Genomic DNA, 17,625 nt, shown 5'->3' with positions numbered 1-17,625 from the left:
GCGGATCCGGACGGCGCACGCCCCTTGGCCTCGCCGCCGCGCGCCCCCACACTGACCCGATGACGCAGCGTGTGGATCTCGCCACGGTCATGGACCGGATGGCGATCGACGAGGTGGTCACGGGGTACGCGGTGGCCGTGGACGACGGCGACTGGGCGGCGTACCGCGCGCTGTTCACTTCCGAGGGGCGGGCCGACTACAGCTCGGCGGGCGGGATCGAGGGCCCGGCCGCGGAGGTCGCGGACTGGCTCGCGCAGACGATGAAGCTCTTCCCGGTGCGCCAGCACCTGATCGTCAACCGGCTGATCCGGCTGGAGGACCGGGGCGGCTGGCCCGGCGACCGGGCCGAGGTCCGGGCGGACTTCCTCAATCCCATGCGGCTCGCCGGGCCCGAGTTCGACGGGACGGTGACCGCGCCGAACTTCGTGGCCGCCGGCCGCTACACCTTCGGCCTCGCCCGCACGACCGGCGGCGGCTGGCTGCTCACCGGCGTCACCGTCCGCGAGAAGTGGCGGCACATGAGCGTGCAGGCGGGGTGAGCTGTCCCGGAAGGCCGTCCGGACGGCCCTGTTCCACACTGGAAGCGGAGGCGCGTCATGGTCGCGAAGCGGATCCGGTACCGGCGGGCGGCGGCCGCCGTCGCCGCGGGAGCGCTGCCCTGCCTCGCCTTCCCCGCCCCCGCGCTCTGGTGGTTCGCGTACGTCGCCCTCGTGCCCTGGATGCTGCTGCTGAGGTCGGCGCCGACCGGGCGGCGCGCGGCCCTGGAGGGGTGGCTCGGGGGCGCCGGTTTCATCGTCGCCGTCCACCACTGGCTGCTGCCCAGCCTGCACGTGTTCCTGCTCCCGGTGGCGGCCCTGGTGGGGCTGCTGTGGATCCCCTGGGCCCTGCTGGTGCGGGAGTTCCTCGGCGGGGTCCCGGATCCGGGGCGTGCGGCGGCCGCGCTGCTCCTCGTACCGGCGGGCTGGCTGCTGTCCGAGCTGGCCCGGTCCTGGCAGGGGCTCGGCGGGCCGTGGGGGCTGCTGGGGGCCAGCCAGTGGCAGGTGCCGCCCGCCCTGCGGCTCGCCTCGGTGGGCGGGGTGTGGCTGGTGAGCCTGCTGGTGGTGGCGGTGAACTGCGCGCTGGTGCTGCTGATCTCCGCCCCGGCGGCCCGGGTCCCGGCGGTGGCCGGGGTGACGGGGTGTGTGGTGCTGACGGGGGCGGTGTGGCTGTGGGTGCCGCGGCCCGAGGTGTCGGGGGCGCTGCGCGTGGCCGTCGTACAGCCAGGCATGGTGGCGGACGGCCCGGACAGCGCGGAGCAGCGGTTCACCGCCGGGGAGCGGCTGACGCGGACGCTGGCCGGGCAGCGGGTGGACCTGGTGGTGTGGGGCGAGAGCAGCGTCGGGGCGGACCTGGCCGCGCGCCCGGACCTGGCCCGGCGCCTCGCCGTGCTCTCCTCCGAGGTCGGGGCGCCGCTGCTGGTCAACGTCGACGCCCGGCGGCCGGCCGGCCCGGCCGTGGTCCCGGTCCCGGGTCCGGCCGTGGGCCCGGTCCCGGGTCCGGCCGTGGGCCCGGTCCCGGGTCCGGCCGTGGGCCCGGTCGCCGCCGCGGCCACCGCTCCCGGGGGCGGCATCTACAAGAGCTCCGTCCTCGTCGGCCCCGGCGGCCCCACCGGCGACCGGTACGACAAGATGCGCCTGGTTCCCTTCGGCGAGTACGTACCGGCCCGCTCGCTGCTCGGCTGGGCCACCTCGGTCGGCAAGGCCGCCGGCGAGGACCGCCGGAGCGGCGCGGAGCCGGTCCTGATGAACCTGCCGGGCCGGCCCGGAGTCCGGATCGGCCCGCTCGTCTGCTTCGAGTCCGCCTTCCCCGACATGAGCCGGCGCCTGACCCGCGACGGGGCCGCGCTGCTGATCGCCCAGTCGGCCACCTCCAGCTTCCAGCGCAGCTGGGCGCCGGCGCAGCACGCCTCGCTCGCCGCGCTGCGCGCCGCCGAGGACGGCCGGCCGATGGTGCACGCCACCCTCACCGGGATCAGCGAGGTGCACGGCCCCTCCGGGGAGCGGATCGGCCCGGCGCTGCCCACCTCCGCGCGCGCGGCGCACGTGTACGAGGTCCCGCTCGCCCGCGGCTCGACGTACTACGTCCGCTTCGGGGACTGGCCCGTGGGCGCCGCTCTGGCCCTGCTGGCCGCGTACTGCGCCATCGAGGGCGTCAGGACGCTCGGGCTCAGGAAGCCTGCTCCAGAGCCGACGCCACCACCCGCTCGCACAGCTCGTGGGTGAGCAGTGCGTCTCGGGCGCTCAGCGTCCGGCCCGCCGCGACGGACTCCAGGAAGGCGTCCACGACCTGCTCGATGCCGCGCTGGCGGGCGACCGGGACCCAGTCCCCGCGGCGCCGCACGGTCGGCTGCCCGCGGTGGTCGATGATCTCCGCGAGGTTGACGACCTGCCGCTTGGTGTCCTGCCCGGAGACTTCGAGGACCTCCTCGGTGGAACCGGACAGCCGGTTCATGATCCCGAGCGCGGTGAAGCCGGGCCCCGACAGCTGGAGGACGACCTGGTGCATGAGGCCTTCGCGGACCTGGGCACGGACGTCGATGTGATCGGCCTCGCCGGGGAGCAGGAAGCGCAGGGTGTCGACGACGTGGATGAAGTCGTCGAGGACGAGGGTGCGCGGGTCCTCGGGCAGACCGACCCGGTTCTTCTGCATGACGATGAGCTCGCGCGGGTGCTCGGCGCACTGGGCGTAGCCGGGAGCGTGGCGGCGGTTGAAGCCGACGGCGAGCGAGACCCCGCGTTCCTCGGCGAGTTCCACGAGCCCGCGCGAGTCCTCGAGCGCGTAGGCGAGCGGCTTGTCCACGTACGTCGGCACGCCCGCTTCGAGCAGCCGCGTCACGATCTCGGGGTGAACGGCCGTCGGGGCGTGGACGAATGCCGCGTCGAGGCCCTCGGCCAGCAGTCCGTCGAGGGTGGTGTGGCGGCGGGAGGCCGGGATGTGGTGGATCTCCCCGATCCGCTCCAGCGTGGCCGGGGTCCGGGTCTGCAGGTGCAGTTCCACGCCCGGGCGGGCGGTGAGGACGGGCAGGTACGCCTTCTGGGCGATGTCGCCGAGTCCGATGACGCCGACCTTCACCGGGAACCTCCTGGTAGATCCTTCTGGGACCTGCGCAGCTTAATCCCTGGTGGCAGGGGCTTCATTCGCCGAGGATGGCGTCATGACCACCACCACCGGATCCCACCGCACCGAGCCCTCCACCACCGCGACCGAGCGGGAGATGCTGGACGGCTGGCTCGACTACCACCGCGCCACGCTCGTCTGGAAGTGCGAGGGCCTCGGGGACGAACAGCTGGGCCGCGCCCCGCTCCCCCCGTCCGAGCTGAGCCTGCTGGGCCTCGTACGGCACATGGCGGAGGTGGAGCGGTACTGGTTCCGGGAGATCATGCTGGGTGAGGACCTCCCCGAGCTGTACTGCACGCAGGAGGATCCGGACGGGGACTTCCACTTCGGTCCCGGGGACACCTGGGCCGAGGCCGAGCGGACCTGGCAGACCGAGGTCGAGCTGGCGCGGCAGGCCGCGGCGGGCCGTTCACTGGACCTGGTGTCGGATGCCGAGAGCCACCACCGCGGCGAGACGTTCAGCCTGCGCTGGGTCTACACGCACATGATCGAGGAGTACGCGCGCCACAACGGGCACGCCGACCTGCTGCGCGAGCAGATCGACGGCGCGACGGGCGACTGACGCGGGCCGGACGCCCGCCGCACGCCGGCGGCGCGGCGGGCCCCGCAGCGAGCGCGGCGCGCAGGTGACGGGCGGGTGTCCGGGGGATGTCCGTCACCCGTGCGGGGTCAATTTCGGCTCCGGGTTTTCACAACGGGGTCCTCGCACAGCAGAGTTGCGCGAGTGCATCCAACGCGAACCACGACGAAGCTGCTGCTCGGAGTCGCCTGCGCCGTCTCGGCCGTCTCCGGCTGCGTGAATGTGACACCCGCCCCGATGCAGCCGGCGGCCGCTCCCGGGACCGCGGCGGCGCCGCCGCGGCACGAGCCGCGCGGCGGACCGGCAGCCGTGCCGGTGGAGGTCCAGGCGCCCGCCCTGGAGGCCCTGAAGGCGGTTCCGGGGCAGTCCGCGGGGTCGGCGGCCCCCGTCGCGGGCGGAGCGCCCGCGCCGCGCGGGGCGGCGGTCCCGGCAGGCGCGGCGGTCGTGCCGGGCGCGACCGCCGGGGAGGCCTCACGGGCCGTCCCGCCGGTGCCGGACATCCCCGAGCCGCACCGGCCCTCCCGGCGCACCCCGGGGGGCAAGGGGGGCCGCGCGGAGCGCCATGGGGCGGAGGCCGAAGTGCCGCGCGAGCTGGCGAAGGAGCTGCCGGTCCGGCCCGCCGACGTGTGCGCGCTGGGCCGCCGGCACGGGCGGTGGCACCCCGACAGCCCGGAGGCCCGTATCTGCGCGAACGTCCACGACGGCTGAGCGGCCGCCGGGCCGAGCGGCCGTCGGGCCGAGCGGCCGTCGGGCCGAGCGGCCGTCGGGCTGCCGGGCCTCCGGGCCTCCGGGCCGCTAAGGGTGCTGTTCCGGGAACGGACGGTGGCCCCCGCCCGGTTCCGCGGCCAGGCGCCGCTCCAGCCGGGCGATGGCCGCGCGCACGCCGTTCCCGTACCCGTCGTCGGCCAGGGCCCCGGTGGCGGCCCTGGCCCGGGCCAGGTGCAGCCGGGCCGCCTCGTGCCGCTGGAGTTTCACGTAGTCGGCGGCCAGGTTGAGGTGCAGCGACGGATAGAACACGCGCACCGCCGGATGGGGCTCGTGCTGCGCGGGCAGACCGTCGCGCAGTCCCCGCCCGAGCCCGTCGGCGGCGGTCAGGGCCCGCAGGTCCCAGGCCAGTTCGTCGGCGGGATCGTCCTGCGCGTCGGCCATGTAGTGCGCGAGCGTGCAGCGGTGGAGCGAGTCGCCCTCCTCGCCGATCTCGGTCCAGATCTCGCCGAGGCGGTTGCGGGCCTCCTCGCGGTCACCGGCGTGCAGCAGGATGACGGCCTGGCCGATCCTGGTCATGACGGCGTCCTCCGACGCCTCCTGCTGCTCCGTCACGGCGGCCTCCGGCCTGCTCTGCCAGACCTGCTCCGGTCTGATCGTCACGACGCTAGCCGGAGGCGCCGATTCTGGCGCCGAGGCGCGGTGGGACGTCAGCCCAGGTCCGGGATCGTCCAGTCGATCGGCTCATGGCCCTGCGCCGCGACGGCCTCGTTGATCTGCGTGAAGGGTCGGGAGCCGAAGAACTTCTTGGCCGACAGCGGGGAGGGGTGGGCGCCCTTGACGACCGCGTGCCGCTCCTCGTCGATGAGCGGGAGCTTCTTCTGCGCGTAGGCGCCCCACAGGACGAAGACGGCCGGGTCGGGGCGGTCGGCCACGGCGCGGATCACCGCGTCGGTGAACTTCTCCCAGCCCTTGCCCTTGTGCGAGTTGGGCTCGGCCTCGCGGACCGTGAGCACCGCGTTGAGCAGCAGGACGCCCTGCTCGGCCCACGGCATCAGGTACCCGTTGTCCGGGATGGGGGTGCCCAGCTCCGCCTGCATCTCCTTGTAGATGTTGCGCAGGGAGGGCGGGGTCTTGACCCCGGGCCGCACGGAGAAGCACAGGCCGTGGCCCTGGCCGGCGCCGTGGTAGGGGTCCTGGCCGAGGACCAGGACCTTCACCTGGTCGAACGGGGTGGCCTCCAGGGCGGCGAAGACCTGCTCGCGGGGCGGGTAGACCGGCCCGTTCGCCCGCTCCTTCTCGACGAACTCGGTGAGCTCGGCGAAGTAGGGCTTCTCCAGCTCGTCGCCGAGGACGGGGAGCCAGGACTCGGGCAGCATCTGGGTCACGTCTACAACCTCCGGTACAAGTTTCGCGCAACTGCGTCGTGCAACAGCTCCAGAACCTACCGGGGGCCACTGACAACGCCGCATCCGCGGGCTCCCGGAGGCGCCCGCGGATGCGGCGTGGGTACGGCGGGCGCCGGGAGGGCGGGCCGGCTACCAGCTCGTCTTGCGGTAGAGCTCCCACATCTGCATGGCGGTCTGCGGGTCGAGGGCCCGCTCGGCGCCGGCGATGTCCTCGCGGGCGGCGACGTACAGCTTGCCCTGCCACAGCGGCAGCAGCCGGACGTCCTCGGCGAAGATCTGCTGGGCCTGCTCGAACTCGCGCACGCCGGCCGAGCGGTCGCTCTCGCGGCGGGACTTGGGCAGCAGGTCGGTGAGGATCTCGTTGGGCTCGTACGGGGTGCCGACCGCGTTCTCCTTGCCGACGAACGGCGCGATGAAGTTGTCCGGGTCCGGGAAGTCGGGGAACCAGCCGCGGCCGAAGACCGGGTACTCGCCGTTCTTGTAGCCGACCTGGAACACCTTCCAGGGCTGGCCGCGCAGGGTGACCCGGAAGAGGCCGCTCTCGTCCAGCTGGCGCTTGAGCTCGGTGAACTCGTCGGCGGTGGAGGCGCCGTAACGGTCGGTGGTGTACCAGAAGGTCAGGTCCACCGGCGTGGGGATCCCGGCGTCCTTGAGGAGCTTCTGGGCCTTCTTGACGTCGGCCTGGCCGTACTTGTCGTAGAAGGGCGTCTTGTGGCCCACGACCCCCTTGGGGACCATCGAGTACAGCGGTTCGGCGGTGCCCTGGTAGACCTTGGAGACGATCGCGCCGCGGTCGACGATCTGGGCGATGGCCTGGCGCACGGGCAACTTGGCGACCTGCGGGTCCTTGGGGTTGAAGACCAGGTAGCGGATCTCGGCGCCGACGTTCTCGACGACCTGGACGCCCTCCGAGTGCGCGGCGGGGGTCTGCAGGTCCTTGATCTCGGGGGCGGAGAGACCGCGGTAGGTGGCGTCGATCTCCTTGGCCTTGAGCGCGGCGACCATCTTGGTGGAGTCCGCGAAGTAGCGGATGGTCACGCCGTCGTTGCGCCGGTTCGCGAAGCCGTTGTAGGACGCGTTCTTGCCGAGGACCGCCTCGCCGCCCTCCTTGTACGAGTCGAGCACGAACGGGCCGGAGCCGGTGATCTTGTCGTCCTCGCGGACCTTGTCGGCCGGGTAGTCCTTGGGCGCGACCAGCGAGGCGGCCGGCGAGCCGAGGACGAAGGGGAAGGTGGCGTCCGGCGTCTTCAGGTGGAAGACGACCGTCAGCGCGTCCGGGGTCTCGATCTTGTCCAGGCTGCCGAAGAGGTCCTTCGGGCCGGTCTGGGAGTTGATCGTCCGGATCCGGTCGAGGGAGTGCTTGACCGCCTTGGCGTCGAGCGGCTCGCCGTCCGAGAACTTCAGGCCCTTTTTCAGCGTGCAGCGGTACGACTCGTTCGCGGAATCCGTGAACTCGCAGGTCTGGGCGGCGTCGGGCTGGGGCTTGGTGGAGCCCGTCGGGAATGCCAGCAGGGTCTGGTAGACGTTCCGGTACAGCTCCCAGGAACCGTCCCAGGCCGCGGCGGGATCGAGGGTGCTCGGGGCGCTCGTCGTGCCGACGACGATTCTCTTCGCGGCGTCACTGCTGTCGTCCGAAAGCAGACCGCATCCGGCGAGCAGGGATATGGACGCAAGGGCTGCAGTGATCTGCAGGCATCTGGTCCGGATGAACACGTGCACGCTCCTCGATCAGCCAGGGGTGCGGCAGACCCTACCGCAGTGCCTCACAAATCCAATGGGCAGGTTTCATGTGACACTTGACCGATTTCGTGCACGTTAGGTACGCATTTGCCTCCCCCTGGGAGGCAAATGCGTCCGATTATCGATCAGTGCACTCCGGCATTGAGGAACATTCCCCCGTCAACGACCAGAGTTTGGCCGGTGATCCATTCCGCTTGTGCAGATGTAAGAAAAGCGGCCGCCCCGCCGATGTCCTCCGGCAGCCCCAGCCGGCCGAGCGGATAGGCCGCCGCGGCCTCCTGCTCCCGGCCTTCGTAGAGCGCCTGCGCGAACTTCGTCTTGACCACCGCGGGCGCGATCGCGTTGACCCGGACCCGGGGGGCCATCTCGTGCGCGAGCTGGAGGGTGAGGTTGACCATGGCGGCCTTGCTCATCCCGTACGCGCCGATGAAGGGCGAGGCGGAGACGCCGGCGATGGACGCGATGTTCACGATCGCGCCGCCGTTGTCCTTCTGCCAGGCGTGCCAGGTCCGCTGGGCGAACCCGAGCGCCGAGATCACGTTGGTCTCGAAGACCTTGCGCGCGACGCCGAGGTCCAGGTCCGCGATCGGACCGAAGACCGGGTTGGTGCCCGCGTTGTTGATCAGGAAGTCGACGCGCCCGAAGGCCTCCATCGTCCGCTCGACCGCGATGGCCTGGTGGGCCTCGTCGTGGGCCTTGCCCGCGACCCCCATCACCCGGTCCGCGCCGAGCGCCTCGACGGCCTCCTTCAGGGCGTCCTCGTTGCGCCCGGTGATGCACACCCGGTCGCCGCGGGCGACGAGCGCCTCGGCGATTCCGTAGCCGATGCCCCGGCTTCCTCCGGTGATCAGCGCGACCTTGCCGCTGTCCGCCGCCCGCTCCGTGCTGCTGTCCGTCATGACCTGCTCCTGCCTCTCGTCAGTTGAGCGGGCCGCCGGCCACGTACATGACCTGGCCGGAGACGAAGCCGGCGGCCTCGCCCGTGAAGAAGGCGATCGCGTTGGCGATGTCGTCCGGACGGCCGACGCGCTGGACGGGGATCTGGGTGGCCGCGGCGGCCTGGAACTCCTCGAAGCCCATGCCCACGCGCGCGGCCGTCTGGGCGGTCATCTCCGTGACGATGAAGCCGGGGGCGACGGCGTTGGCGGTGACGCCGAACTTGCCGAGCTCGATGGCCAGGGTCTTGGTGAAGCCCTGCAGACCGGCCTTGGCCGCGGAGTAGTTGACCTGGCCCCGGTTGCCCAGCGCCGAGCTGCTGGAGAGGTTGACGATGCGGCCGAACTTGGCCTCGACCATGTACTTCTGACAGGCCTTCGACATCAGGAACGCACCGCGCAGGTGGACGTTCATGACGGTGTCCCAGTCGTTCTCGCTCATCTTGAAGAGCAGGTTGTCGCGCAGCACGCCCGCGTTGTTGACCAGGACGGTCGGCGCGCCCAGGGTGCTCGCGACGCGCTCGACGGCGGCCTCCACCTGCGCCGCGTCGCTGACGTCGCAGCCGACCGCCAGGGCCTTCCCGCCGGCTGCCGTGATCGCCTCGACGGTGTCCTTGCAGGCCGCCTCGTCGAGATCGAGTACGGCGACGGCCCGGCCCTCGGCGGCCAGGCGCACGGCGGTGGCCGCGCCGATGCCCCGGGCCGCCCCGGTCACGATCGCGACGCGCTGCTCGGTGGTGGACATGGTGGATCTCCTCGCCCTCGGAATCCTCGTCAGCGGCTCCCCATGGGTGAGCAACCGCTTAGTAGCTTCAGCTGAGGAGACGCTAGGAGCCCTGGCACCCGGTGTCAACGGCACTGGGTGTCAGGGCTCCACAGGGCGTGGCGGCCGTCGTCCGGATCACCGCGCGGATGGCCGTACGATCAGCGGACCAGCAGATCGAGCAGCCGTTCCACCTCGGCCTCCGGGTCGGCGGTCAGGCCGGTGTGCACCGGGCCGGGCTGCACCACCGTGCTGCGCGGGGCGATCAGCCAGCGGAACCGGCGGCCCGCGTCGTCGCCCGCCGCCTGGCCCGCCCGCTCTCCCCCGCTGCACACGCCCGCCACGGCGCGCAGGGCCGCCCGTACGCCCGCCACGTCGGCCTTGGGGTCCAGGGCGAGGAGCTTGGCCTCGTCCAGGTGGGTGCGCGCGGCCACGTACGAGCGGGCCCGGCAGTAGACGATCACGCCGGCGTTGAAGCACTCGCCGCGCTCCATCCGGGGCACCACGCGCACCAGCGCGTACTCGAACACGTCCCGCTTGGTCACTCGTTGTCGCTCTTGTTCTTCCGGGGGCGGGGGTCGAGGCGGTCGGCGATCCAGCCGGGAGGGCCCGACCGGGGCTTCACCTCGGCCTCCATGGAGATCCTCTCGTGGATCGTGGCCGCGCGCGGCAGCAGCACGTCCACGTAGGCGCGGCGCAGCGCGTCGGTGGAGTCGAAGCCGGGCTCGTCGACCAGCCACTCGTCGGGCACGTCGGCGACGACCTCTTCGAGCAGTTCCCTCGTCACCAGGGGCGCGAGCGCCGCGGCGGCCGCCGCGACGTCCGGGCCGAAGGGGGCCAGGACGTGGTCGGAGGCGTTGTACGGCTTGGCCGCGGCGCTCTGGGCGGTGGGCCAGTTGTGGTGCCAGATCATGGTGGCGCCGTGGTCGATGAGCCACAGGTCCCCGTGCCAGACCAGCATGTTCGGGTTGCGCCAGGACCGGTCGACGTTGTTGATCAGCGCGTCGAACCAGACCACGCGCCCCGCCTCGGCCGGGTCCACCTCGTACGCGAGCGGGTCGAAGCCGATCGACCCGGGCAGGTAGTCCATCCCGAGGTTGAGCCCGCCGCTGGCCTTGAGCAGCTCCTGGACCTCCTGGTCGGGCTCGCCGAGCCCGATCACGGGGTCGAGCTGCATCTGCACCAGCCGCGGGACCCTCAGGCCCAGCCGCTGGGCCAGGCGCCCGCAGACGACCTCGGCGACCAGGGTCTTGCGCCCCTGGCCGGCTCCGGTGAATTTCATGACGTAGGTACCGAGGTCGTCGGCTTCGACGATCCCCGGGAGCGAGCCGCCCTCACGCAAGGGCGTGACGTAACGGGTCGCGATCACTTCGGACAGCATCCGCCCAGGTTACGGGGGCCGGCGCGCGGGACGCCCGTTTTTTCAGGGGCGGGCCCACTGCCGCAGCAGGGCGTCGGCCGTGGTGATCGTCGCGACGAGCGCCAGGGTGTTGCGGATCACCTCGGCGGTGTAGGCGGCGGGCACCCCGGCGATGGCGTCGGAGGGCACGACGACGCGGTAGCCGAGGTTCACGGCGTCGAAGACGGTGTTCGGGATCGCGATGTTCGAGGAGACCCCGGCGACGACGAGGGTGCGGATGCCGAGGTTGCGCAGGAGCGCGTCCACGTCGGTGCCGGCGATCGGGGAGAGCCCGTGCAGCCTTCGGACCACCAGGTCGTTTTCGGCCACCTCGACGGGGGCCGCCACCTCCACGGCCCGGCTCCCGGACAGCTGGCGGACGGGCAGCTTCCCGGCGGCCCGGAACAGCCGCGCGTTGTCGTTGGCCGCCAGCCCGTCGGGCCGCCGCTCGGCGACGGCGTGCAGCACCTGTACGCCGGCCGCGTGCGCGGCGTCCACCAGCGCGGCCACCCGCCCCAGCATCCCCGAGTCCCGGGCCTCCTTGGCGAGCTCGGGCAGGGCGCTCTCCTCGCCGACGACGCCGTTCTGGCATTCGACGGTGAGCAGTGCGGTGGTGGCGGGATCGAGTTCCGGCATGGCTCCCCCTGGCGTGGCGGCGATCGATCCCGCATGATTCCTGACACTCAGTCAGATGTGAAGGGGTGCGGGACGGATGGACGGATCACAGCGGCGGGGCCGCCGCATCATGATGACCGACGCGGAAGTGGACGCCTTCCTGCGCGAGCAGCGCACCTGCCGGGTCGCGACCGTCTCGGCGGACGGCCGTCCGCACGTGGGCGCCCTGTGGTTCGCCTGGGACGGCGCCTCGCTGTGGCTGTACTCGATCACGCGCAGCCGGCGCTGGTCGGACTTGCGGAAGGACCCGCGGATCTCGGTGGTCGTGGACGCGGGCGAGGCGTACGACGAGCTGCGCGGGGTCGAACTCTCGGGCAGCGCCGTCTTCGTGGGCGAGGCCCCGCGCACGGGCGAGCCCTGTCCCGAGCTGGCCGAGGCGGAACGGCTCTTTCCGGCCAAGAACTTCGGCATCGAGGAGATGCCGCACGACGGCCGCCACGCCTGGATCCGCCTCACCCCGGAGTCGATCGTCTCCTGGGACTTCCGCAAGCTCTGACGTGCCGGCGTCCTACTCCACCGCGAGGGCGGCCTGCCCGAGCGCCTCCACGGCGGCCCGGATCGAGGGCCGCCGGTCCGCGTCCGCCCGCCAGACGACGTACACGTGCCGCCGGACGGCATCGCTCACCGGCAGCAGCCGCACCCCGGCCGGCACCGGTCCGCGCCCGAGCCGGGGCGCCACGCACACCCCGAGCCCCGCCTCCACGAAGGCCAGCTGGGTGTGGTGCTCCTCGGCGATGTGCGCGATGCGCGGCTCGATGCCGGTTCCGCGCAGCGTGTACACGAGCCACTCGTGGCAGAACTGGCCCTCGTTCCAGGAGATCCAGTCGTCGTCGGCGAACTCGGCCAGCGAGATCCGGTCCCGGTCGGCCAGCCGGTGGCCGGCCGGCACGGCGATGTCGCAGGAGTCGTCGAGCAGGTGCGCCCGCGTGAGCTCGGCGGGGACCGGCATCCGCTTGTTGTGCCAGTCGATGGCCAGCGCCAGGTCGAGGTCCCCGCGGACGACCGCCGCCATGCTGTCCTCCGGCTCCTGCTCCCGTACCCGGGTCCGCAGTTCGGGGTGACCGGCGCGCAGGGCGGTCAGCGCCTGGGGCAGCAGCCCGCGCATGGCGGTGGGGAAGGCGCCGATCCGCAGCTCGCCGACGGCGCAGCCCCGTTGGGCCTCCACGTCGGCCTGGGCGAGCTCGACCTGGGAGATGATCCGGGCCGCATGGTCGGCGAGCAGCCGTCCGGCGTCCGTGAGCCGGACCCCGCGCCCGTTCTTGGCCAGCAGCGGCTGGCCGACCTCCCGCTCCAGCTTGGCCATCTGCTGGGAGACCGCGGAGGTGGTGACGTGGAGCCCGTCCGCCGCTCCGCTGACCGAGCCGTGGCGGGCGAGGGCGTCGAGGGTGCGCAGGCGCTCCAAGTTCAACATGTAAGCGATGCTACGCCGTCACCGCGAAGAAATCTCGCTTGTCCTACGTAGTTGAGCGGAGCAGAGTTCTCCTCATGAGCGCACCCGCCACCCCTCGCCCCGCCCCCGTCCTCTCCCCGCCGGTCACCGCCGCCCGCACCGCCCGGGTGGACTGGCGGATCCGCTTCGCGGTCCTCTCGGTGGTCTGGGGCTTCAGCTTCCTGCTGATCAAGGTGGGCACGGAGGCCTACGCCCCCTTCCAGGTGGCCCTGGGCCGGGTACTGTCCGGAGCGCTCGCCCTGCTGGCCGTGCTCCTGGTCCGCCGCGAGCCGCTCCCCCGCGGCCGCCGTACCTGGGGCCACCTGTTCGTGGCGGCGCTGCTGCTCAACACCGTCCCCTTCTCGCTGTTCTCGTACGCCGAGCTGACCATCCCGTCGAGCCTGGCCGGGATCTGCAACGCCACCTCGCCGCTGTGGGGCATGGCGCTGTCGCTGGTGGCCCTGTCCGAGGACCGGCCCACGCGGCGCCGCTTCGCCGGCCTGGGCCTGGGCTTCCTCGGCGTCCTGACGGTCCTCGGCGCCTGGCAGGGCTTCTCGGGCATCGACGCGAAGGGCACCGCGCTCGCCCTGCTCGCCTCGCTCTCCTACCCGGTCGGCTGGATCTACGTCCGCCGCACGCTGGCCTCGGTCCCGGGCTCGCCGGTGGCGCTGACCGGCGCGCAGCTCATGCTCTCCACGCTCCAGCTGCTGGTGGTCAGCGCCGTGTTCACCTCGGCCCCCACCTCGTTCCCGCTCTGGCCGACCCTGTCGGTGGTCGCGCTGGGCGCCCTGGGCACGGGGATGGCCCTGCAGATGCAGTACGGCCTGGTGACGGAGGTCGGCCCGACCACGGCCCAGATGGTCACGTACTTCATCCCGGTCATCGCCACCACGGCCGGCGTCCTGATCCTCGGCGAACAGCTCCACTGGAACACCCCGGTGGGCGCGGCGATCGTCCTGGCGGGCGCGGCCCTCACCCAGACGCGGCGCCGCTAGGGCGCCCCTCTAACCGCAGTCACCGAGGATCGGCCCCGACCCGTCGGGCGTGTTGGTGGTCCACAGCATGAACAGCTCCAGCAGGATCGCCACGACGTTGAGCGAGGCGACGACGAAGGCCAGGATCCCCGGCCAGGTGTCCCAGATCCGGACCCCGCAACGACGCCGGATCCACCGAGCGAGCAGCATGCAGACGACCATGGCCGACAGCCCGAGGACCGGCCCCGCCCATGCGAAGACGTACTCCGCCTTCGGGAAGGGCATGAGCCGGCAGGCCTCCTGCTGCCGGTGCACCCAGGCCATGTCCATGTCCTCGACGTGCAGTGAGGAGAGCACGCCGAGCACGGCCACGACCGGCACGAGCATTGCCGTGATCACCATGCCGGGCGTGACCGAGCGGCCTTGCGAGAGGGCGGGCGAGGCGTCGGAAGAAATGTCCATCGGTACCAATTCGGGTGCGGTCGGACGATGTGGATGCGCTGCTCACCGTGGTTCCTGGTGGCAACGTGCTCGCGGCTCTCCAGACTCACGTTCTGGAACGAGCTGGTGTGCCGGGTCGGCGCGGGGCGGTTCCGGGTGGGCGGTTCAGTCGAGGCGGCCGCCCGGCGTGCGGCGGACCGATGCCGCCACCGCCGCCGCGAGGCCCGGCACCTCGGCGGGCCGGACGGCCGACACCGTGATGCGTACGCCCGGCCCCGACTCCACCCGGAACCGGCTGCCCGGGGCCACCGCCCAGCCGGCCGCCAGCAGCCGCGTCACCGCGCCCGTCTCGTCGGCGACCGGCACCCACACGTTCATCCCGCTGCGCCCGTACGCCGGCACGCCCCGCTCGCGCAGCGCCGCGACCAGCGCGTCCCGCCGCTCCGCGTAGGAGCGCGCGACCGCGGTCCGGTCCACCGCCTCCGCGGTCCACAGCTCGACCACCGTGTACTGGAGCAGCCGGCTCACCCACCCCTGGCCCAGCCGCTGCCGTCCCCGCACCCGGTCCAGGGTCACCGCGTCGCCGGTCAGCACCGCCAGCCGCAGGTCCGGCCCGTACGCCTTCGCCGTGGACCGGACCAGTGCCCAGTGCCGGGTCACCCCGCCGAGCGAGTGCAGGGGCAGGTCCACGATGGCGTGGCCGTGGTCGTCGTCGACCACCAGCACCTCGGGATGGCGCGCCAGCACCGCGCGCAGCTCCGCCGCCCGCCCCGCGCTGACGGCCGCCCCGGTCGGGTTCTGCGCCCGCGCCGTGACCAGCAGCGCCCGCGCGCCCTCCGCCAGTACCCGCTCCACCGCGGAGACGACCGGTCCGTCGTCGTCCACCGCCACCGGGACCACCCGCAGCCCCAGCGCCGCCGCCAGGTCCAGTACGGACCCCCAGCCCGGATCCTCGATCGCCACCGCGTCCCCCGGCCGCAGGTGCGCGGCCAGCACCCGCTCGATCCCGTCCAGTGCGCCCGAGGTCACGCCCACCGGCCCGGCGGGAACACCGTCGGCGTCGAAGTCCGCCCGGGCCAGCCGCTCCAGCTCCGGCACCACAGGGTCGTCCCCGTACAGCGTGGGCGCCTGCGCGTACCGCCGGGCGGCCCCGGCCAGGGCCGCGTCCAGCGCGGGCAGCAGCCGCACGTCCGGATTCCCTGACGCCACGTCGCGCGCGCCCGGAGGCACCGCCACCCGCAGCTCGTCGCGCGGGGCGCTCGCCGGCCGCCCCCGGACCCGGCTGCCCCGCCGGCCGTCGGTCTCGATGACCCCGCGCTCGCGCAGCGTCCGGTACGCGGCGGCCACGGTGTTCGGGTTCACCCCGAGCACGCCCGCGAGCTCCCGCATCGGCGGCAGCAGCGCTCCGGGCGCGAGCGCGCCCGATCCGACGCCCGCCTCGACACTCGCCGCGATATCCGATGCGCGACGGCCTGTGATCCGATACTCTCCTAGCACAAAGCCGAGTATGCACTAGTACAACGGAGAACGCACCATGACCGCCACGACCGACACGCAAGAGATGCCCGAGACGAACGGGGCGACCGGGGCGACCGGGGCGACCGGGGCGACCGGGGCGACCGGCGGCGGCTACGAGCCCACCGACCGCACCGTCCCGAGCCGCTCCCGCGAGCGGGCGCGCTACGACCGCGAGACGGTGCACTCGATACTCGACCAGGCCTACGTCTGCCACCTCGGCTTCGTCCGCGACGGCGCCCCGGTGGTCCTGCCGACCCTGTACGGGCGGGTGGGCGAGACCCTCTACGTCCACGGCTCGACCGGCTCGCGCCCGCTGCTGGCCGCCGGCCAGGCCGACCCGGGTCTGCCCGTCTGCCTGACCGTGACGCACGTGGACGGGCTGGTGCTGGCCCGGTCCGCCTTCCACCACTCCATCAACTACCGCTCGGTGATCGTGCACGGCACCGCGTACCAGGTGACCGACGAGGCCGAGCGCCGGATGGCCCTCGACGCCCTCGTCGACCACGTGGTCCCGGGCCGCTCGGCCGACTCCCGGCCCGCCAACGCCAAGGAGCTCGCCGCCACTGCGGTGATCCGCCTGGACCTGAACGAGGTGTCGGCGAAGCTCCGTACGGGCGGCCCCAACGACGAGCCCGAGGACATGACCCTGCCCTACTGGTCGGGCGTGGTCCCCGTCGCGCCGGTGCACGGCACCCCGATCCCGGCCGACGACCTGGCCCCCGGGATCGCCACGCCGGACTACCTCGCCGCGCTCTGAGCCCCGCGAGGCCCACCGGACTCACGCGGCTCAGGCAGCTCGCGCGGCTCGACCAGCTCGCGCGGCTCCCGCAACGCACCCGACTCCCGGGCGGGCCGGACCCCCGGCCCGCCCGCGGTACCTTCCCCGGCCCTGCCCGCCTCCGCCGCGATCAGCGCACCCACCGCGGTCAGCAGCAGTACGGTGCCCAGCACCACGGCGCCGGTCAGCCGCTCCCCGAGCACCAGAACGGCGATCACCGCCGCGCTGACCGGCTCGATCAGCATGATCACGGACACGGTCGCGGCCCGCACCGCGGCGGCCCCGGTGAAGTACAGCGCGTACGCCAGCGCCGTCGGCACCGTGGCCACGTACACCAGCAGCCACAGCACCCGCCCGATCTCCGCGGTGTGCGGCAGCAGCCCCTCCGCCGCGGCCAGCGGCAGCAGGCACACCGTGCCCACCGCGACCGACCAGGCGGTGGTGACCAGCGGGTCCCCGCCCGCCCCGCGCCGCCCCAGCCAGCGGGCCCGCAGGGTCATCCCGGCGTACCCGGCGGCAGACAGCAGGGCCCAGCCCACGCCGAGCGGCCGCACCTCGCCGCCCCCGCCGCCGAGGACGAGTACGGCGAGCCCGGCGAGCGCCCCGAGGACGGCGGCCACGCCGCCCCGGCCGAGCCGCTCGCCCATCCAGTACCGCGCGCCGACCGCGATCAGCACAGGCCCAGCACCCAGGGTGACCACCGTGCCGACCGCCAGGCCGGTTTCGCGCACGGCGCCGAAGTACGCGGACTGGAAGAGCGTGAACATCAGCCCGGTCCCGATGAGCGAGGCCGCCGACGGCCGCGCCGCGGCCCGGGCGGCAGCCGCCGCGCCCCCGGGCCGGCGTACGGCGAGCACTCCGAGCAGCACCACCAGCCCGCCGGCGCACCGCCAGAACGACAGGGCGAGCGGGCCGAGGTCACTGGCCAGGAAGAGGAGGGAAGCGGCCGCCCCGGCGGTGCCCCAGGCGGCTCCGGCGACGACGAGGTACAGCAGACTGCGCCCTGAGGCGGGCGAATGATTCGACACGAGTGTGCTCCGCGCATGCGTGAAGGATGAAAGGGAAGGTCATCGCTTCGCGGGCAGCGCGGATCCGCCCGGGAACTCCCCAGGGCCGGATCCTC

At 73.2% G+C, this 17,625-nt stretch carries 20 protein-coding genes; 7 read left to right on the top strand and 13 right to left on the bottom strand.

From position 1 onward, the window contains the following. Positions 1–59 precede the first annotated feature (59 nt). Positions 60–539, top strand: a complete 480-nt coding sequence (locus tag ACFY1T_RS13990) for a nuclear transport factor 2 family protein (protein WP_390788329.1) — start codon at positions 60–62, stop codon at positions 537–539. 57 nt (positions 540–596) lie between these two features. Further along, the gene (gene lnt / locus ACFY1T_RS13985; protein ID WP_390788328.1) at positions 597–2,261 is read left to right on the top strand and encodes an apolipoprotein N-acyltransferase; all 1,665 of its coding nucleotides are present in this window, start codon (positions 597–599) and stop codon (positions 2,259–2,261) included. Here lnt and ACFY1T_RS13980 read toward each other — a convergent pair. Then, entirely contained in the window at positions 2,206–3,111 is a 906-nt protein-coding gene (locus ACFY1T_RS13980) for a Gfo/Idh/MocA family protein (RefSeq protein WP_390788327.1), read from the bottom strand. The genes lnt and ACFY1T_RS13980 overlap by 56 nt on opposite strands. 82 nt (positions 3,112–3,193) lie before the next feature. On the opposite strand from ACFY1T_RS13980, the gene ACFY1T_RS13975 reads away from it, so the two are divergent. Continuing rightward, positions 3,194–3,718 carry a DinB family protein gene (locus ACFY1T_RS13975; protein ID WP_390788326.1) on the top strand — a complete coding sequence of 175 codons (525 nt, stop codon included), beginning with the start codon at positions 3,194–3,196 and terminating at the stop codon, positions 3,716–3,718. 162 nt (positions 3,719–3,880) lie between these two features. Then, positions 3,881–4,444 carry a hypothetical protein gene (locus ACFY1T_RS13970; RefSeq protein ID WP_390788325.1) on the top strand — a complete coding sequence of 188 codons (564 nt, stop codon included), beginning with the start codon at positions 3,881–3,883 and terminating at the stop codon, positions 4,442–4,444. 87 nt (positions 4,445–4,531) lie between these two features. Here ACFY1T_RS13970 and ACFY1T_RS13965 read toward each other — a convergent pair whose 3' ends face one another. From ACFY1T_RS13965 to ACFY1T_RS13930, 8 genes are all read right to left on the bottom strand, one after another. After that, the gene (locus ACFY1T_RS13965) at positions 4,532–5,056 is read right to left on the bottom strand and encodes a hypothetical protein (RefSeq protein WP_390788603.1); all 525 of its coding nucleotides are present in this window, start codon (positions 5,054–5,056) and stop codon (positions 4,532–4,534) included. Positions 5,057–5,151: 95 nt separating this feature from the next. After that, positions 5,152–5,820, bottom strand: coding sequence for a uracil-DNA glycosylase (locus ACFY1T_RS13960; protein WP_030860781.1), 669 nt, complete (start codon positions 5,818–5,820; stop codon positions 5,152–5,154). A 159-nt stretch (positions 5,821–5,979) separates the two neighbouring features. Next, positions 5,980–7,563 carry an ABC transporter substrate-binding protein gene (locus ACFY1T_RS13955; protein WP_030860783.1) on the bottom strand — a complete coding sequence of 528 codons (1,584 nt, stop codon included), beginning with the start codon at positions 7,561–7,563 and terminating at the stop codon, positions 5,980–5,982. A gap of 152 nt (positions 7,564–7,715) precedes the next feature. Further along, a complete protein-coding gene (locus tag ACFY1T_RS13950; RefSeq protein WP_390788324.1) occupies positions 7,716–8,489 on the bottom strand; it encodes an SDR family oxidoreductase in 774 nt (257 codons plus the stop codon). Between the two features lie 19 nt (positions 8,490–8,508). After that, the gene (gene fabG / locus ACFY1T_RS13945) at positions 8,509–9,270 is read right to left on the bottom strand and encodes a 3-oxoacyl-ACP reductase FabG (protein ID WP_030860786.1); all 762 of its coding nucleotides are present in this window, start codon (positions 9,268–9,270) and stop codon (positions 8,509–8,511) included. Between the two features lie 179 nt (positions 9,271–9,449). Beyond that, positions 9,450–9,833 carry a DUF3037 domain-containing protein gene (locus ACFY1T_RS13940; RefSeq protein WP_030860788.1) on the bottom strand — a complete coding sequence of 128 codons (384 nt, stop codon included), beginning with the start codon at positions 9,831–9,833 and terminating at the stop codon, positions 9,450–9,452. Further along, the gene (locus ACFY1T_RS13935) at positions 9,830–10,669 is read right to left on the bottom strand and encodes a HipA family kinase (RefSeq protein ID WP_351775132.1); all 840 of its coding nucleotides are present in this window, start codon (positions 10,667–10,669) and stop codon (positions 9,830–9,832) included. The genes ACFY1T_RS13940 and ACFY1T_RS13935 overlap by 4 nt, the downstream gene beginning before the upstream one ends. A gap of 42 nt (positions 10,670–10,711) precedes the next feature. Beyond that, entirely contained in the window at positions 10,712–11,323 is a 612-nt protein-coding gene (locus ACFY1T_RS13930) for a cysteine hydrolase (RefSeq protein WP_390788323.1), read from the bottom strand. A 76-nt stretch (positions 11,324–11,399) separates the two neighbouring features. Here ACFY1T_RS13930 and ACFY1T_RS13925 point away from each other — a divergent pair, with 76 nt between their 5' ends. Next, positions 11,400–11,858, top strand: a complete 459-nt coding sequence (locus ACFY1T_RS13925) for a pyridoxamine 5'-phosphate oxidase family protein (protein ID WP_390788322.1) — start codon at positions 11,400–11,402, stop codon at positions 11,856–11,858. A 12-nt stretch (positions 11,859–11,870) separates the two neighbouring features. Here the strand turns inward: ACFY1T_RS13925 and ACFY1T_RS13920 are convergent, their stop codons facing one another. Continuing rightward, complete coding sequence (locus ACFY1T_RS13920; RefSeq protein WP_390788321.1) at positions 11,871–12,773, bottom strand: LysR substrate-binding domain-containing protein; 903 nt, start codon at positions 12,771–12,773, stop codon at positions 11,871–11,873. Between the two features lie 74 nt (positions 12,774–12,847). Between ACFY1T_RS13920 and ACFY1T_RS13915 the strand changes: the two genes are divergently transcribed. Next, a complete protein-coding gene (locus ACFY1T_RS13915; protein WP_390788320.1) occupies positions 12,848–13,786 on the top strand; it encodes a DMT family transporter in 939 nt (312 codons plus the stop codon). Positions 13,787–13,795: 9 nt separating this feature from the next. Here the strand turns inward: ACFY1T_RS13915 and ACFY1T_RS13910 are convergent, their stop codons facing one another. Next, on the bottom strand, positions 13,796–14,227 hold the full coding sequence (locus ACFY1T_RS13910; protein WP_390788319.1) for a hypothetical protein: 432 nt from the start codon (positions 14,225–14,227) through the stop codon (positions 13,796–13,798). 144 nt (positions 14,228–14,371) lie between these two features. After that, positions 14,372–15,703, bottom strand: a complete 1,332-nt coding sequence (locus tag ACFY1T_RS13905) for an aminotransferase class I/II-fold pyridoxal phosphate-dependent enzyme (RefSeq protein WP_390788318.1) — start codon at positions 15,701–15,703, stop codon at positions 14,372–14,374. Between the two features lie 64 nt (positions 15,704–15,767). Between ACFY1T_RS13905 and ACFY1T_RS13900 the strand changes: the two genes are divergently transcribed. Beyond that, positions 15,768–16,481, top strand: coding sequence for a pyridoxamine 5'-phosphate oxidase family protein (locus tag ACFY1T_RS13900; protein ID WP_390788602.1), 714 nt, complete (start codon positions 15,768–15,770; stop codon positions 16,479–16,481). Here the strand turns inward: ACFY1T_RS13900 and ACFY1T_RS13895 are convergent. Beyond that, positions 16,463–17,530, bottom strand: coding sequence for a DMT family transporter (locus tag ACFY1T_RS13895; protein WP_390788317.1), 1,068 nt, complete (start codon positions 17,528–17,530; stop codon positions 16,463–16,465). The genes ACFY1T_RS13900 and ACFY1T_RS13895 overlap by 19 nt on opposite strands. Between the last annotated feature and the right edge of the window lie 95 nt (positions 17,531–17,625).

This window comes from Streptomyces sp. NPDC001194 (genome assembly GCF_042896985.1).
Lineage (GTDB): Bacteria > Actinomycetota > Actinomycetes > Streptomycetales > Streptomycetaceae > Streptomyces.
Note: the sequence above shows the minus strand (reverse complement) of the source record. Positions and strands in the feature narration are given on the sequence as shown.